This is a genomic window from Georgenia daeguensis (assembly GCF_039537705.1).
In the GTDB taxonomy this organism is placed as follows: Bacteria; Actinomycetota; Actinomycetes; order Actinomycetales; family Actinomycetaceae; genus Georgenia; species Georgenia daeguensis.
This window is the reverse complement of the sequence record NZ_BAABBA010000001.1, coordinates 64,537-80,735: the sequence shown is the minus strand read 5'-3', so window position 1 is coordinate 80,735 and position 16,199 is coordinate 64,537. Positions and strand designations below refer to the sequence as shown.

General features: G+C 73.4%; 13 protein-coding genes. 8 read left to right on the top strand and 5 right to left on the bottom strand.

The window, feature by feature from the left end; translation table 11 throughout:
• Nucleotides 1-28 precede the first annotated feature (28 nt).
• Complete coding sequence (uidA, locus tag ABD774_RS00385) at nt 29-1,801, top strand: beta-glucuronidase (RefSeq protein WP_345036372.1); 1,773 nt, start codon at nt 29-31, stop codon at nt 1,799-1,801.
• Nucleotides 1,802-1,904: 103 nt separating this feature from the next.
• On the opposite strand, the gene ABD774_RS00380 is transcribed toward uidA, so the two are convergent.
• From ABD774_RS00380 to ABD774_RS00370, 3 genes are read right to left on the bottom strand one after another with little or no spacing between them, the layout of a single operon-like run.
• Entirely contained in the window at nt 1,905-2,861 is a 957-nt protein-coding gene (locus tag ABD774_RS00380) for a carbohydrate ABC transporter permease (RefSeq protein ID WP_345036369.1), read from the bottom strand.
• Nucleotides 2,858-3,814, bottom strand: a complete 957-nt coding sequence (locus tag ABD774_RS00375; protein ID WP_345036367.1) for a carbohydrate ABC transporter permease — start codon at nt 3,812-3,814, stop codon at nt 2,858-2,860. The genes ABD774_RS00380 and ABD774_RS00375 overlap by 4 nt, the downstream gene beginning before the upstream one ends.
• Nucleotides 3,815-3,817: 3 nt before the next feature.
• Nucleotides 3,818-5,227, bottom strand: coding sequence for an ABC transporter substrate-binding protein (locus ABD774_RS00370; protein WP_345036365.1), 1,410 nt, complete (start codon nt 5,225-5,227; stop codon nt 3,818-3,820).
• Between the two features lie 300 nt (nt 5,228-5,527).
• Here ABD774_RS00370 and ABD774_RS00365 point away from each other — a divergent pair, with 300 nt between their 5' ends.
• The 3 genes from ABD774_RS00365 (at nt 5,528) to ABD774_RS00355 (ending at nt 8,533) form a co-directional block, all read left to right on the top strand.
• The gene (locus tag ABD774_RS00365) at nt 5,528-6,496 is read left to right on the top strand and encodes a 1-phosphofructokinase family hexose kinase (RefSeq protein WP_345036363.1); all 969 of its coding nucleotides are present in this window, start codon (nt 5,528-5,530) and stop codon (nt 6,494-6,496) included.
• Between the two features lie 112 nt (nt 6,497-6,608).
• Nucleotides 6,609-6,836 carry a hypothetical protein gene (locus tag ABD774_RS00360; protein WP_345036361.1) on the top strand — a complete coding sequence of 76 codons (228 nt, stop codon included), beginning with the start codon at nt 6,609-6,611 and terminating at the stop codon, nt 6,834-6,836.
• A gap of 206 nt (nt 6,837-7,042) precedes the next feature.
• Nucleotides 7,043-8,533: an FAD-dependent oxidoreductase gene (locus ABD774_RS00355; protein ID WP_345036359.1), complete on the top strand. Its 1,491-nt coding sequence runs from the start codon at nt 7,043-7,045 to the stop codon at nt 8,531-8,533.
• A gap of 85 nt (nt 8,534-8,618) precedes the next feature.
• Here the strand turns inward: ABD774_RS00355 and mug are convergent, their stop codons facing one another.
• Complete coding sequence (gene mug / locus ABD774_RS00350; protein WP_345036357.1) at nt 8,619-9,116, bottom strand: G/U mismatch-specific DNA glycosylase; 498 nt, start codon at nt 9,114-9,116, stop codon at nt 8,619-8,621.
• 168 nt (nt 9,117-9,284) lie between these two features.
• Here mug and ABD774_RS00345 point away from each other — a divergent pair, with 168 nt between their 5' ends.
• The 4 genes from ABD774_RS00345 to ABD774_RS00330 all read left to right on the top strand — a co-directional run bounded on the left by ABD774_RS00345 (nt 9,285) and on the right by ABD774_RS00330 (nt 14,054).
• On the top strand, nt 9,285-11,282 hold the full coding sequence (locus ABD774_RS00345; RefSeq protein ID WP_345036354.1) for a thioredoxin domain-containing protein: 1,998 nt from the start codon (nt 9,285-9,287) through the stop codon (nt 11,280-11,282).
• Nucleotides 11,283-11,363: 81 nt separating this feature from the next.
• The gene (locus tag ABD774_RS00340) at nt 11,364-12,356 is read left to right on the top strand and encodes a J domain-containing protein (RefSeq protein ID WP_345036352.1); all 993 of its coding nucleotides are present in this window, start codon (nt 11,364-11,366) and stop codon (nt 12,354-12,356) included.
• A gap of 216 nt (nt 12,357-12,572) precedes the next feature.
• A complete protein-coding gene (locus ABD774_RS00335) occupies nt 12,573-13,367 on the top strand; it encodes an HAD-IIA family hydrolase (protein ID WP_345036350.1) in 795 nt (264 codons plus the stop codon).
• A gap of 57 nt (nt 13,368-13,424) precedes the next feature.
• Nucleotides 13,425-14,054, top strand: a complete 630-nt coding sequence (locus ABD774_RS00330; RefSeq protein WP_345036348.1) for a class I SAM-dependent methyltransferase — start codon at nt 13,425-13,427, stop codon at nt 14,052-14,054.
• A 759-nt stretch (nt 14,055-14,813) separates the two neighbouring features.
• Here the strand turns inward: ABD774_RS00330 and ABD774_RS00325 are convergent.
• Nucleotides 14,814-16,175, bottom strand: coding sequence for an APC family permease (locus tag ABD774_RS00325; RefSeq protein ID WP_345036345.1), 1,362 nt, complete (start codon nt 16,173-16,175; stop codon nt 14,814-14,816).
• Between the last annotated feature and the right edge of the window lie 24 nt (nt 16,176-16,199).

The window sequence follows — 16,199 nt, the reverse complement described above, 5'->3', positions numbered from 1 at the left end:
CGGACAGCGAACGGAAGGAACGAACCCCATGTTGCGCCCTCAGGACACCGCCACCCGGGAGAAGAAGCAGCTCGACGGGCTGTGGCGCTTCGCCCTCGACCCGGACGGTGAGGGCCGCAGCGCCGGCTGGTACCGGGGCCCGCTGCCCGGCAGGCGGCTGATGGCCGTGCCCGCCAGCTTCAACGACGTCGTCGCCGACGCCGCCGTGCGCGACTACTTCGGCGACCTCTGGTACCAGACGGTCGTCCGCGTGCCGCGGGGCTGGGCCGGCGAGCGCATCGTGCTGAACCTGGAGTCCGCCACCCACCGGGCGGTGGTCTGGGTGGGCGAGACCCAGGTCGCCGAGCACGAGGGCGGCTACACCCCCTTCGAGGCCGACGTCACCGAGCACGTCACGCCGGGCGAGGAGGTGCGCATCACCGTCGTCGTGAACAACACGCTGAGCTTCCGGTCCATCCCCCCGGGCGCCGTCGAGGAGACCGCCAGCGGGAAGAAGCAGCGGTACTGGCACGACTTCTTCAACTACGCCGGCCTGCACCGCTCCGTCTGGCTCTACGCCACCCCCCGGACGCACGTCTCCGACCTCACCGTCGTCACCGGGCTCGACGGCACCACCGGGACGGTGGGGTACACCGTGGAGACCGAGGGCGGCGGCGCCGACGTCGCCGTCGTGCTCCGGGACGCCGACGGCGCGGAGGTCGCCACGGGCTCGGGCGCGTCCGGCACGCTGACCGTGGCGGACGTGCACCGCTGGGCCCCCGGCGACGGCTACCTCTACGACCTCGAGGCCAGGCTGGTCGACGGCGACGGCGCCACCGCGGACAGCTACCACCTCAAGGTGGGGGTGCGGACCGTGGAGGTGCGCGGCACCCAGTTCCTCATCAACGGCGAGCCGTTCTACTTCAAGGGCTTCGGCATGCACGAGGACCACGCGGTCATCGGCAAGGCGCACAACAACGCCCACCTCGTCAACGACTTCGAGCTGCTGGAGTGGATCGGCGCCAACTCCTTCCGCACGTCCCACTACCCGTACTCGGAGGACGTGCTCGAGCACGCGGACCGCCAGGGCGTCGTCGTCATCGACGAGACCGCCGCGGTCGGGCTGAACATGGGCATCGGCGGCGGCATCTTCGGCGGCCAGGGCTACACGACGTTCTCCCCGGAGACCGCCAACGACGTCACCCAGGAGGTGCACGCCCAGGCGATCCGTGAGCTGATCGCCCGCGACAAGAACCACCCGAGCGTCGTGCTGTGGAGCATCGCCAACGAGCCGGAGTCCGAGACAGAGGCCGCGGAGAACTACTTCCGGCCGCTCTTCGACGTCGCCCGGGAGGCCGACCCCACCCGGCCGGTCGGGTTCGTCAACGTCATGCTCGCCCCGCACGGCAAGTGCCGCGTCTCGCAGTTCGGCGACGTCCTCATGCTCAACCGGTACTACGGCTGGTACGTCGACACCGGCGACCTCGAGGCGGCCGAGCACGACTTCAGGGCGGAGCTCGACGGATGGTCGACCGACGGCAAGCCGATCATCATCACCGAGTACGGCGCCGACACCTACCCCGGTCAGCACAGCATCGTCCCGGAGCCGTGGTCGGAGGAGTACCAGATCGCCTACCTGGAGACCAACCACCGTGTGTTCGACAGCGTGGAGGCGGTCGTCGGGGAGCACGTCTGGAACTTCGCCGACTTCGCCACGACGTCGGGGATCATGCGGGTGGGCGGGAACAAGAAGGGTGCCTTCACCCGCGACCGCCAGCCCAAGGCCGCGGCCCACGCGCTCCGCAGGCGCTGGCGCGGCTGAGCAGGCCGCGCCGCGGGACACGGACGCCGCCCCCGAGCTGGGAGGGGCGGCGTCCGGGCAGGGAGGGGCGGCGTCCTGGCAGGCACCGAGCCCGGGCCGGCGCTCAGCCCTTCGCGCCGGTAGTGGCGATCCCCTGCACGAAGTGCCGCTGCCCGAGGAAGAACAGGATGATCATCGGGACGGTGGTGATGACGCTGGCGGTCACGACGATCTCCCAGTGCCACTCCCCGCCGAACCCGAACTGGTCCAGCAGCGCCTTCAGACCGCGCGGGATCGTGAACTTGTCCGAGTCGCGCAGGTAGATCAGCGGCCGCATGAGGTCCGTCCACGCCGCCTGGAACTCGAAGATGAGCGTGACGATCATCGCCGGCTTCGTCAGGGGCAGCGCGATGCGGGTGAACATGGTCCAGTTGTTCGCGCCGTCGATCTTCGCCGCCTCGAACGTCTCCCGCGGCAGCCCCATGAAGAACTGACGGAGCAGGAAGATGTAGAAGGCGCTGCCGAAGAGGTTGCCGGCCCACAGCGGCGTGAGGGTGTTGACCATGCCCAGCGAGTTCCAGATGAGGAAGACCGGCACCATCGTCACCGCGCCGGGCAGCATCATCGTGGCGAGCACCAGGCCGAAGAGCGCGTCGCGCCCCTTGAACCGGAAGTAGGCGAACCCCCACGCCACCAGGGCGCTGGAGAAGGTCACCGTGACCGCCGCGAGGACCGTGACGAGGAGGGTGTTGCCGAGCCAGAGAAGCATCGGTGCCTCGGCCCACACGTCGATGTAGTTCTGGAAGGTGAAGGTCTCCGGGATCAGCTTGTTGTCGAAGACCTCCCCGCGCGGCTTGAAGGAGGCGCTGACCAGCCAGACGAACGGGTAGACGAAGACGACCGTGAGGGCGACCAGCGCCGCCACGATCGCGATCCGGCCGGCCGTCCACCGGGTCGGCCGGCGGTCGCCGTTGCGCCCGCGCCCGGGCGAGCCGTCGCCGGGCGTCCCGACGGGGCCGCCGGCGGTGGGCACGACGGGGGTTTCACGGACACGGTCGAGATCGAGGGACGGGGTACTCATCGCTGCTCCCCCTCGAGGTAGACGAACCGCTTGGACACCTTCAGCTGGACAAGGGTGATGATCAGGATGATCACGAAGAGCACCCAGGCCATCGCCGAGGCGTAGCCCATGTTGAGGAACTCGAACGCCTGCTGGAACAGGTAGATCACGTAGAACAGCGCCGCGTCGTTGCTGTACGTGGTGTTGCCCGACCCGAAGAAGGCCGTGTACGCCTCGGTGAAGGTCTGGAACGCGGCGATCGAGTTGACGATGAACACGAAGAACAGTGCGCCGGAGATCATCGGGATGGTGATCCGCACGGTGCGCTGCCACGCGTTCGCGCCGTCGACGCGGGCGGCGTCGTAGAGCTCCTGGGGGACGTTGCGCAGCGCGGCGAGCAGGATGATCACCGACGAGCCCACGGACCACAGGCTCGTGAGGATGATGGCCGGCTTGATCCAGGTCTGGTCGGTGGTCCAGTTCGGGCCGTCGATGCCGAAGAACCCCAGCACCTCGTTGATCAGCCCGTTCTGCCCGTTGAACACCAGGAGCAGCAGCACGCCGACCGCGACGGGCGGGGTCATGTTCGGCAGGTAGAAGGCGGTCCGGAAGAAGCCGGCGGCCCGCCCTGCCTGGTTGAGCAGCATGGCCAGGCCCAGGGAGACCACGATGTACAGCGGCACCTGGATCGCGGCGTAGAAGAAGGTGTTGCCCAGCGCGAGCGCGATCTTCTCGTCCTCGAACAGACGGCGGTAGTTGTCGAGCCCGACGAAGTTCGGGTCGTTGATGACGTCGTAGTCCGTCAGGGAGAGGTAGGCGCTGTAGAGCACGGGCCAGGCGTGGAAGACCAGGAAGCCGACGATCCACGGGCTGATGAAGAGCAGGGCGGCGCGGGTGTCGCGCCGCCCCCTCCTTCTCCGTGCCACCGCCCTGGCGCGCTCCTCCGACGCGGTGGAGTCGACGACGGTGGCCATGGTCTAGCCCTCCTGCTCCCACTTCTGCCAGGCGTCGTCGAGCGCGGCCTGGGCCGTCTCCTGCGCCGCGTCCAGCACCTCCTGGGGCTCGGCCTGCCCGTTGAGCACGCTGTTCACCGCGTCCTGCCAAGCGGTCTTGAACTCAGAGTCGGCGGGGTTGGCCGGCAGGGAGAACGTGTTGTCGTTGGCCTCGTACATGGCCGCCACACCGGCGTCCCAGACCTCGTCGCCGCTCGGCTCGACCAGCTCGCGCACCGCCTCGTCGGCGGCCTCGTTACCGGTGAGCACGCCGGTGAACGGCTTGCCCTCCTCGGCGCGCAGCCGCTTGCGCTCCTCGGCGGCGGCCACCCAGCTGTCCACCTCGGTCATCACGCGCGCCCAGCGGCACGCGGCACCCGGGTTCTCGGTCCCCTTCGGGATGGCCCACGCCGACCCGCTGGCGTACGCCACCGGGTCCCCGTTGCGGTCGTGCACGGCGTCGAACGCCAGCGGCGCGTCCGGGGAGACGTCGTTGAGGACGTTGATGTACCACTGCTCCATCGGCATGGCCCCGAGGGTGTTCGTGGCGAACTGGTTGCCGGCGCCGAAGAAGTCGGCCGAGTCGCGGAAGGCCTTGACCGCCGCGAAGCCGCCCTGGTCGTCGTAGATGGAGAGCGCCCACTCGAGCGCCTCGACCACCTTGGGGTCGTTGAGCTGGGCCGTCCGGCCGTCCTCGGAGATGAGGTCGGTGCCGTTCGCGTGCGCCCACAGGGGCAGGAACTCGGGAAGCTTGGAGTCGTAGCCGATGACGCTCAACGAGTTGCCGTCCCCCTTCTTCAGGGCCTCGTTGGCGGCGCTGATCGCCTCCCAGTCCGAGCCGTTGACGTCCTCGATGCTCAGCCCGGCGGCGTCGAGCAGCTCGGAGTTGGCCATGGTGACCTGCACCGCGTTGAACTCCGGGATGCCGTAGACCTCGCCGTCGAACGTGACCTGGTTCAGGGCCGGCTCACGGAAGTCCTCCGTGACGATGCCCTCGCCGGCGATGCACTGGGTGAGCGGGATGATCGCGCCGCGCGAGGCGAACGTGCCGATCTGGTCGCGGTTGGCGTAGATGAGCTCAGGCGGCTCCCCGGAGGCGACGGCGGAGAGGAACTGCTGGATGTCGAGGTCGCCCTCGACCAGCTTGACCTCGACGCCCTCGCCGAGGGCCTCCTCCGCGCGCTCCACGCGGGTCGTCGCGATCTCGTCGCCCGCGCCGAAGCCCATGACGTCGAGCGTGCCGCTGAGCTCGGCCTCGGGGTCGAACTCCCCGGCACCGTCCCCGCCGGCCCCGGTCCCCTCGTCGGAACCGCCTCCGGTCCCCTGCGCGCACGCTCCGAGCACCAGAGCGACCGCTGAGGCGCTCACCACCAGACGAGCGACGGATCTCCTCATCGACCCACACCTTCCAGGTCCGTGGGGCATTCCTGCCCGCGTCCTCCCGGCGACCCCCTGCCGCCGGGTTTTTGTCCGACGACGTCGTCGGACCCCTCACGGTGGCACAGAAGCGCTACTCCCGCACGAGAAGCGCTTCTCGGCGTTCCGCACGATGGTGCCGAAAGGTGCCACTTCTCCCTCACAGGCCGGGTGCCCCCGGGCTCCTTTCCGACGACGCGAGTGCGACGACGCCGGGGGGCGGTGATACTCACGAAGGTGGCCTCACAGCCACCCCGCACCACCGAGGAGACACCCCGCATGAGCGAGCCCGCACCCACCTCCGAGAGCCCCACCGGGACGCCGGCGGACGCCGTCACCCTCTGCGTCCTCGCCGTCGCTCCCCTGCTGGAGGTCACGATCGAGACCCTCCGTGACGACGACGAGCCCCAGGTGCACGTCCACGCCGGCGGGCAGGGGCTCTGGGTCGCGCGGATGGCGACGACGCTCGGGGCTCGCGCCGTCGTCTGCGCGCCGTTCGGCGGCGAGACCGGCGTCGCGGCCGCGGCCCTCGCGCGGGCGGAGGGGCTGGACCTGCGGACCACCAGCACCCCCGGGATCTCCGCCCACGTCCTCGACTACCGCGCCGGCGAGCGTGAGGAGCTCGTGGTGATGCGCAGCCCCGCCCTCGACCGCCACGCCCAGGACGACCTCTACGGCACCATGCTGGTCCACGCCATGGACGCCGACCTCGCCGTCCTCACCGGGGCCGACGCCGACCTGGGCGTCCCCGACGACTTCTTCGGCCGGCTCGCCAAGGACCTGCGGGCCGCGGGCAGGCCCGTGGTGGCCGACCTCTCCGGCGACCACGTCCGGCAGGTCCTGCAGGCCGAGGGGGTGGTCCTGAAGATCAGCCACGAGGAGATGGTCGACGGCGGTTTCGCCGACGACGCCGACGTCGGCACGCTGCGGGACGCCGGCCGGCGGATGCTCGAGGAGGGCCTGAGCGCGCTGGTGGTTTCCCGCGCCGGGGACCCCACCCTCGTCGTCACCGGCGAGGAGGCGCGCCTCTTCACCGCCCCGACGGTGAGCACGCGCGAGAACAAGGGTGCCGGGGACTCCATGACGGCCGGGATCGCCGTCGCCCTGGCCCGGGGCGCCGGCCTCGACGAGGCGGTCCGGCTCGGCGCGGCCGCCGGCGCCCTCAACGTCACCCGCCGGGGCCTGGGCACGGGGCGGCGCGACCAGATCGAGGCCTTCGCGGGGCGGGTGGGGGTCGAGGACGTCTGACCCGGCCGGACCACGGAGGCCCTCCGGTTGCGAGGCCCGCCGCCGTCCGGGCACCGTGGATCTTGCACGACCCGACCGATCGAGCAGCAGCGAGAAAGAGAGGGAGACGAGCATGAGCAACGAGACCGGCGCCGTCACCGGCACCAAGGACAAGGACTACAACCTCCTGTGGTTCACCCAGGCGTGTCTCGAGAACGCGCTGCGCCTGGAGACCTACATCAAGGACGCCGAGCGCGACGGTGACAACGAGGTCGCGGACTTCTTCCGCAAGGCCCAGGCGGACAGCCGCAAGGGCGCGGAGATGGGCAAGAAGTTCCTGGCCTCGCGCATCAAGGGCTGAGCCAGCCCTCCCGGCCCGTGCACCGCGCCCGGACCCGGCACGCCACCGCGGGGCACCAGATCGGCGGACGACGCCGGCCTGGTGCCCTTCGTCGTCGGACAGGCGCGCTCGCGGCCCGGCGTCGTCGCGCCCCGGCGAAGCGCCGTTCCGGTGGCTGTCGGGGCCGCTCCCGGCCACGATGGGGGCACCCGACCCGGAGGTGTGCGATGACCTCGCTCTGGCTGGACCGCCCCGACCTCCCCGCCTATCCCGGCGTCCCGCCGGGGCGCTCCTGCGACGTGGCCGTGGTCGGCGGGGGCCTGACCGGCCTGACGACGGCGCTGCTCCTCGCCCGCGCGGGCGCCTCCGTCGCCCTGCTCGAGGCCCGGCGCCTCGGCGCGGTGACCACCGGGAACAGCACCGGGAAGGTCACCCTGCTGCAGGGGACCAAGCTGGCCCGCGTCGCTCGCCGCCACTCCACCGCCACGCTGCGCACCTACGTCGAGGCCAACCGGGAGGGGCAGCAGTGGCTGCTGCGCTACTGCACGGAGCACGACGTCCCCTTCCAGACCCGCCCCGATCTCGTGGTCGCGCAGAGCCCCGGGGGCCGCGACCGGGTCGGCGAGGTTCACGACGCCGCCCACGAGGCGCAGCTGCCGGTGGAGTGGCTGGAGGACGCGGGCCTGCCGATGCCCACCTTCGGCGTGGCCCGCCTGCCGGACCAGGCGCAGCTGGACACCATGGACCTCGTCCTCGCGCTGGCGCGCGACATCGAGCGCCACGGCGGGGAGATCTTCGAGAACAGCCGCGTCCACGGGCTGCACCAGGGCTCGCCCAACCGGGTCGCCGTGGGAGAGGTGGAGGTGGCGGCCGACCGGGTGGTCCTGGCCACGGGCACGCCCGTCCTCGACCGCGGCGCCTTCTTCGCGCGGCTGTCGCCGCACCGCACGCACGCCCTGGCCCTGGACGTCCCCGGGCCGCTGCCGCAGGTCATGGCCATCACCGGCGACGAGCCGTTCCGCTCCCTGCGTACCGCCCCGACCGCAGACGGCGAACGGCTGGTCGTCGCCGGTGCCGGCCATCCCGTGGGAAGGGCGGTGTCCACGCGAGAGCTCGTCATGGAGCTCACCCGCTGGGTCACCGAGCTGTTCCCGGGCGCCGTGCCGACCCACGTGTGGGCCGCGCAGGACTACCGCGGCACCGACGAGCTGCCGTCGGTGGGGCCGCTGCTGCCCCGGTCGGACCGGGTGCTGGTGGCCACCGGCTTCGACAAGTGGGGCCTCGCCATGGGTCCGGCGGCCGCGCTGGCGATCTCCTCGGCCATCCTCGAGGGCCAGATGATCTGGACCCACCCGCTGCGCACCTGGCGGCCCGGCGGCCTCGCCGGCCTCGACAAGGTGGTGACCCTCAACGCCGGTGTCGCCTCCCGCCTGGCCCGCGACAAGCTCAGCCCGCGGGTCCACTCCTCCGCCGTCGTCCCGCCCGAGGGGCAGGGCCGGGTGGAGCGGGACGCGGGCCACGACGTGGCCGTGAGCACCGTGGACGGCGTCACGCGGCGGCTGACCGCCTCGTGCACGCATCTGGGCGGCGTCGTCTCGTGGAACGACGCCGAGCACACGTGGGACTGCCCGCTGCACGGCTCCCGCTTCGCCGCGGACGGGCAGGTGCTGGAGGGGCCCGCCACCTGCGCGCTGCGCACGCTCGAGCAACCGCGCTGACCACGCCGTTTCGACGGTGCCGCCCGGTAGCCCGGCGTCCGTCGTGCCGGTGCCGGTCGCCCGACGTCCGTCGTGCCGGTGCCGGTCAGTCCCCGGAGCCCGTCGCCGCGATGCGCAGCTCGGTGAACTTCTCGGCCAGGTCGGCCAGCTGGAAGTGCGCGTTGAGCCCGCTCGGGTTGGGCAGCACCCACACCCGGGTCGTCCCCAGCGTCCGCTCCTGCGGGCCCAGCGCGGCCCTCGGCTCCCCGAACGCCGTCCGGTAGGCGGTGACGCCGAGCACCGCCAGCCACGCCGGCGTGTACCGCCGGACCTCCTCCGCGAGCCGCTCACCGCCCTCGCGGAGCTCGGCACCGCTCAGCTCGGCGGCCGTCGCGGTGGCCCGGTTGACGACGTTGGTGATGCCCAGGCCGTAGCGCGGCAGCTCGTGCTGCTCGGAGGGCGCGAGGAGGCGCGGGGTCATGCCCGACCGGTGCAGCGCCGGCCAGAACCGGTTGCCGGGCCGGGCGAAGTGGTGACCCGTCCACGCCGAGTACAGCCCGGGGTTGATCCCGCACAGCAGGACCGTCAGCCCCGGGGCGATCACCGGGGGGATGCTGCGTCCGGCGCAGGCCAGGAGGTCCTCACGGCTCGGTCCTCGCCTCTCCGTCGCACCCACTCCGCGAGTGTGCACGATCCGGCGAGCCGTCGCGCATACCTCGATCGCGCCCCGAACCCGGGTGCTCGGTGCTGCGCCACGTCCTACGGTGGACGGATGAGCAACCGCCTCGCCGGGGCGACGAGCCCCTACCTGCTCCAGCACGCCGACAACCCGGTGCACTGGCAGGAGTGGGGCGAGGCCGCCTTCGCCGAGGCCCGGAAACGGGACGTCCCCGTCCTCCTGTCGATCGGCTACGCGGCGTGCCACTGGTGCCACGTGATGGCGCACGAGTCCTTCGAGGATCCCGACGTCGCCGCGGTGCTCAACAGCGGGTTCGTGGCGGTGAAGGTGGACCGCGAGGAGCGGCCGGACATCGACGCCGTGTACATGACGGCGACCACGGCGATGACCGGCCAGGGCGGCTGGCCGATGACGTGCTTCCTCACCCCGGACGGCGAGCCGTTCTTCTGCGGCACCTACTACCCGCGCGCGCAGTTCCTCCAGCTCCTCGGTGCCGTCCGCGAGGCGTGGACCACCCGCCGCGCCCAGGTGGACGCCACGGGCGCGAACGTCGCCCGGGCGCTGGGCCAGATGACCCGCGCCGCCACCCCCGACGCGCTCGACGCCGACGCCCTCGAGGCCGCCGTCACCGCCCTCGCCCAGGACTTCGACGAGGCGAACGGAGGGTTCGGGGACGCGCCGAAGTTCCCGCCGTCGTCGGTGCTGGAGTTCCTCCTGCGCCACCACGCGCGCACCGGCGACGCCGACGCGCTGCGGATGGCGGAGGCGACGTGCGAGGCCATGGCGCGCGGCGGCATGTACGACCAGCTCGCGGGCGGCTTCGCCCGCTACTCGGTGGACGCCCGCTGGATCGTGCCCCACTTCGAGAAGATGCTCTACGACAACGCCCAGCTCCTGCGGGACTACCTCCACCTCCACCGCGCCACGGGGTCCGCCCTCGCCGAGCGGGTCGCGCGCGAGACCGCGGACTTCCTGCTGCGGGACCTGCGTACCGCGGAGGGGGCGTTCGCCTCCTCCCTCGACGCCGACGCCGACGGCGTGGAGGGCCTCACCTACGCCTGGACCCCCGGTCAGCTCGCCGAGGTGCTGGGGCCCGACGACGGCGCGCGGGCCGCCGAGCTGCTCACGGTGACCGAGCTCGGCACCTTCGAGCACGGCTCCTCCACGCTGCAGCTGCGCCGGGACCCGGAGGACCCCGCGTGGTGGGCCGACGCCCGCCGGCGCCTGCTCGCGACCCGCGACCGGCGGCCCCAGCCCGCCCGTGACGACAAGGTCGTGACCTCCTGGAACGGTCTGACGGTCGCGGCCCTCGCCGAGGCGGGCGTCCTGCTGGCCGAGCCCGGCTACCTCGACGCCGCCCGCGAGTGCGCGGCGTACGTCCTGGGCGCCCATCTGGTCGACGGCCGTCTCCGCCGCGCCTCGCGCGACGGCACCGTCGGGGCCGCGGCCGGCGTGGCCGACGACCACGGCAACCTGGCCGAGGGCCTGCTCGCGCTGCACCAGGCCACCGGGGAGGTCCGGTGGCTCGAGGCGGCCGGGGAGCTGCTCGAGATCGCGCTGACCCACTTCGCCGACGGCGCGGGCGGCTTCTACGACGTCGCCGACGACGCCGAGCGGCTGGTCACCCGGCCGAAGGACCCGAGCGACAACGTCGAGCCGTCCGGGCTTTCCTCGCTGGCCGGGGCCCTGCTCACCTACTCGGCCCTCACGGGCTCGCCCCGGCACCGCGAGGCCGCCGAGGCCGCGCTCGCCGCCGCCGGATCGCTCGCCCGCTCGGCGCCGCGCTTCGCCGGCTGGAGCCTGGCGGTCGCGGAGGCGGCGGTCGCCGGGCCGCTGCAGGTGGCGGTCGTCGGGGAGAACGACGCGGCCGCCGAGCTGGCTGCCGTCGCCCGGGCGAGCACCTCACCCGGGCTCGTGGTCGCCGTCGGGTCGCCGGACGCGCCCGGGGTGCCGCTGCTGGCCGACCGGCCGCTGGTCCGCGGCGGCGCCGCGGCCTACGTGTGCCGCGGCTTCGTGTGCGACCTGCCGGTCACGACGCCGGAGGAGCTCGCGACCCAGCTCGGCGGCGCGGTCCGTCAGGGCACCGGCTGACCGTCCGGGCGGGCGGCAGATCGCCCCGGCGCTCCGCGCGGGGGATGTACGGTGAAGGCCGCCGCACTTCCGAAAGCGACCATGACCGACGCCGCGCCTGGCACCACGCCCTACGACGTCCTCGGTGTCGACCGCCACGCGTCCGCCGAGGAGCTGCGCCGTGCGTACCGGCGCAGGCAGCGCCAGACGCACCCGGACCTGGGCGGTGACCCGGCCGCGTTCCACGCGGTGCAGATCGCCTGGGAGCGCGTCGGCACCCCGGCGGGCCGGGCCGAGTACGACCACACTGCGGCCGGCGCCCCGCGGTCGGCCCGGTCGGCCCCGACCGAGGACGAGGGCACGCGGGTGTGGACGACCGGGACGGGCCGGGGCAGTGCGCGCCCGCCCTCCCCCGCGCGGTCCTACGGGCACCCGGGCGGGGCGTCGCGGCAGCGCTACCTCACGCTCGTGCGCGAGTGGGTCGGTCGTGGCGTCGACCTCGCCGACCCCTACGAGGAGGACCTGGTCCGGCGTGCACCGCGCGAGGTCCGCCACGCGCTCGCGGACGCGCTGGCCGAGGAGGCGACCGCGCGGATCCTGAGCAACCTCGGTCCGTCCTTCGCCGTGTGGCACGACGTCGCGACGGCCCCGGACAGCGGGGCCTGGACCCGCAGCGCGGGGCTGAGCCCCTCGGAGTCCGCCAAGATCGACCACGTCGTCCTCGGGCCGACGGGGGTGTTCGTCCTGCAGTCCGAGGACTGGGGTGCACCGGCGCGTCCCCGCGGCAGCGAGCTGGTGAGCGACGCGCTGCCGGCGGGCGAGCGCCCGGTGCGGTCGCTGGCCCGCCGGGCGGGCATCGCCAGGTCCTGGGGGGTCGCCGTCACGGCCGTGGTGCTCGTGCTGCCCGACGACGCGCTCGGCGAGGACGTCGTCCTGCTGCGCCGCGGTCGCGGGCGCCGGCCCGCCCGGCTCGCCGTGCGGCGCGGCTCGCTGACCTTTCTGCTGACGGTCGGCCTGCCCGGCACGGGCCGGCTCCCGGACGCCGCGTTCTTCGAGATCCGCACACGGCTGCAGCAGCACATCCGCTTCGTCTGACCGATCGTCCGCTGACCGACCGGGAGTGGTGGGCGGGGACCCACCGGGGCGGCGGCCGGACCCACCGGGGCGGCGGCCGGACCCACCGGGGCGGCGACTGGGCCCGCCGGGCCGACGGCCCGACCGTCCTGATCACGGGGGCGGCCGCCGGGCCACCGGCTCGACCGTCCTGGTCGCCCGGCCCGTGGCAGGGTTGGGCCCAGAGGGGAGGACGCCATGCTCGAGGACGTGCGCGCCGTGCTGCTCGACATCGACGGCGTCCTGACCGTCTCGTGGAAGGCGCTGCCCGGCGCCGTCGAGGCGTACGACGCCCTGCGCGCCGCAGGGCTGGAGGTCGCGCTGGTCACCAACACCACCTCCCGGACCCGGGCCGCGATCGGTGACGCGCTGCGCGAGGCCGGCTTCGCCGTCGGGGACGAGCAGATCGTCACCGCCCCGATCGCGACGGCGGCCTACCTGGCCGAGCACCACCCCGGTGCCCGGTGCCTGCTGGTGAGCAGCGGCGACGTCGCGGCCGACCTCGCCGGCGTCCGCCTGGCGGGGCCGGAGGAGAGCGAGATCGACGTCGTGCTCGTCGGCGGCGGGGGCCCCGAGATCGACTACGCCGCCCTCAACCGGGCCCTCGCGGCGCTGCACGACGGCGCCGCGCTGGTCGCGATGCACCGGAGCATGTACTGGCGCACCGACGCCGGGCTCCAGCTCGACGCCGGGGCCTTCGTCGCGGCGCTCGAGGCCGCGGCGGACGTCGAGGCGGTCGTGGTGGGCAAGCCCGCGCGGGGACTGTTCGAGGCGGCGCTCGCGACCCTATGCGCCGGCGCCGGCGAAGCGGTGATGGTCGGGGACGACCTCGACTCCGACGTCCTCGCCGCGCAGACCCTGGGGCTCACCGGCGTGCTCGTGCGCACCGGGAAGTTCCGGCCCGAGGTGCTCGAGCGGTCGGCGGACGCGCCGGACGCCGTCCTCGAGAGCGTCGCGGACCTGCCGGGGTGGCTGCGGCGGTCCGAGGGGTAGCGTCGGAGCGGGCCCGCGGCTGCTCGCGGACGCCCCCGCACCCGAAGAGGAGGAACCGTGCCCGAGCCGAGCGGCTGGCAGCGCATCACCGAGACCAACCCCGAGCACTCGCGCTGGTACGTGCAGCGGTTCCGCACCATGGCGGCCTCCGGGGCGGACCTGGCCGGCGAGGCGCGCCTGGTGGACGCGATGGTGCCGCGCGGCGCGCGGATTCTCGACGCCGGCTGCGGGCCGGGCCGGGTGGGCTCCGCCCTGGCGGCCGCGGGTCACGAGGTGGTCGGCGTCGATGTCGACCCCGTGCTGATCGCCGCCGCGGAGGAGGATCACCCGGGTCCCACCTGGCTCGTGGGCGACCTCGCCGAGCTCGACCTGCCGGCCCGCGGGATCTCCGAGGGCTTCGACGCGATCGTCTGCGCGGGCAACGTCATGACGTTCCTCGCCCCCAGCACCCGGCGCGAGGTGCTGCGCCGCTTCGCCGTCCACCTCCGGGCCGGCGGCCGCGCGGCGATCGGATTCGGCGCGGGCCGCGGCTACGACTTCGAGGAGTTCCTCGTCGACGCCGGGGCGGCCGGGCTGGAGCCGGGGGTGCTGCTGTCCGCGTGGGACGTCCGGCCGTTCGGCCATGGCTCGGACTTCCTCGTGGCGCTCCTGGGCAGGGCCGGTGAGACCGCCGCGGCCCACCGGTAGCCGTACCGGCGCAGCTGCTCGGTCCACTCGTACGTCCCGAGGCCGCGCGGGGCGTTGGCGAGCGGGCGGAACCGGATGGGGGCGTCGTCGGCCTCGGAGGGAACCTGCTCGCACTCGAGCGTGGCGAAGGTGCGCCACGGGCCCTGCGGAGTGGCCCACTCGAGGACGTAGATCCGCGGGTCCTGGGAGGGTTCGGCACCCAGGAGCACGGGCCCGCGCGGGCCCTTGTACGGCATGAGGCTGGTGAACGCGCCGTCCTCCGGACGCCGCCTCATCGTGAGGATGAAGCGGGACAGCGGCCCGCGCCCGGTCGAGGCGAGCAGCACGTCGATGGGGCCGTCCGGATCGTGCACCCGCATCGCGAGGCCCTGGATGTCCGGCAGGGACCGAGGCAGCCCGATGGCGCGGGAGAACCGCACCTGCGCCTCCCGGTGACCCAGGACGCCGAGCGCCATGCCGAGCTCGGGAGGCCGCGAGTGCAGGTGGAGATGGGCGCGCACCACGGCGCCGCGCGGGTGCAACGGCTTCGCCCCGCGCAGCACGCCGATGGCGACGGCGACGCCGCCGAGCGCCACGCCCGCACCCGCGGCGGCCACGGCCGCCAGCCTGGGAAGGAGGGTCATACCCACCGCCTCTCGTCACCGTCCGACGGGTCCACCTTCTCCTGCCGCGGCGACCTCCGCCAGCGTTCGGAACTTCGGCGTCGGGGTCCCGACGTCCGGGGTTCCGACGTCGACGTGCCGAGATCGGGCGCCGAGGTCACCTCCGGGCCGCGGCCCGCGCCTCCGCCTGCTCCGCCCGCACCTTCCGGGCATGGCCGGTGCGCCGCGTGAGCAGGTGCAGCACGACGCCGAGCGCCAGCATGGCGAGCCCGTAGGTCCAGACCTCCAGCGACTGCTGGGCCAGGAGGACCAGGCAGGAGACCACGGCGAGCACCGGCAGCGCGGCAGGGGTCCGGAAGTGCGGGTGGGCCACGCGGTCGCGGCGCAGCACGAGCACCGCGACGTTGGTGCTGAGGAAGACGAACAGCAGCAGGAGGACCACGGTCTCGGCCAGCACGGCGAGGTCGCCGACGAGGGTGAGCCCGACGGCGAGTGCCGTGGTGAGGACGATGGCGAGCCACGGCGTCCGCCGGTTCGGCAGCACCCGGGTCAGCGGGTGCGGGAGGAGTCCCTCGTCGGCCATGCCGTACGCCATGCGGCTGGACATGATCATCGTCAGCAGCGCCCCGTTCGCGACGGCGACGAGTGCGATCGCGCTGAACGCCCACGGTGGCAGGCCGATCCCGGTGGCCGCGACGACGTCGAGCAGCGGGCTCGTGGAGCCGGCGAGGTCGGCAGGGTCGATGACGAGCGCGGAGACGACGGCGATCAGCAGGTACACGACGCCGGCCACCGCGAGCGCGCCGAACAGGGCGCGCGGGTAGACGCGGCTGACGTCGTGGACCTCCTCGGCGACGTTGGCCGAGACCTCGAAGCCGACGAAGGAGTAGAAGGCGATCAGCGCCCCGCCGAGCACCGCGGCGCCGAGCCCCACGCCGTCGGGAAGCTCGGTGAGCCGGCCCGGGTCCCCCTGCCCGCCCCCGATCGCGACGGCGCCCAGGACGACGACCAGCACCAGGCCGGAGACCTCGATGACGGTCATCGCCACGTTGGAGCGCACGGACTCCTTGATCCCGCGGGCGTTGAGCAGGGCCAGCAGGACGAGAAAGACCGGCGCTGCCAGGGCGGTCGGGACGTCGACGAAGGTGGAGAGGTAGTCGCCGGAGAAGGCGATCGCCAGCCCGGCCGCGCTCGTCACGCCGGCGGCCAGCATCGAGAAACCGACGAGGAAGGAGATCACCGGGCGGCCGAAGGCGCGACGGGCGAAGACGGCGGCCCCGCCGGCCTTGGGGTACTTGGTGACGAGCTCGGCGTAGCTCGACGCCGTCAGCAGCGCCATGGCCATCGCGAGCAGCAGCGGCGCCCACATCATCCCGCCGGCCTCCTCGGCCAGGACACCCACGAGGGCGTAGACGCCCGCGCCGAGGACGTCCCCGAGGATGAAGAGGAAGAGGAGGGCGGGCGTGATGCCCTTCCGCAGCCGGGAGGTCTCGCCCGCGGGGGGTGCGCTGGTCGTCATCGGCACAGGTTCGGGCCGCCGTCG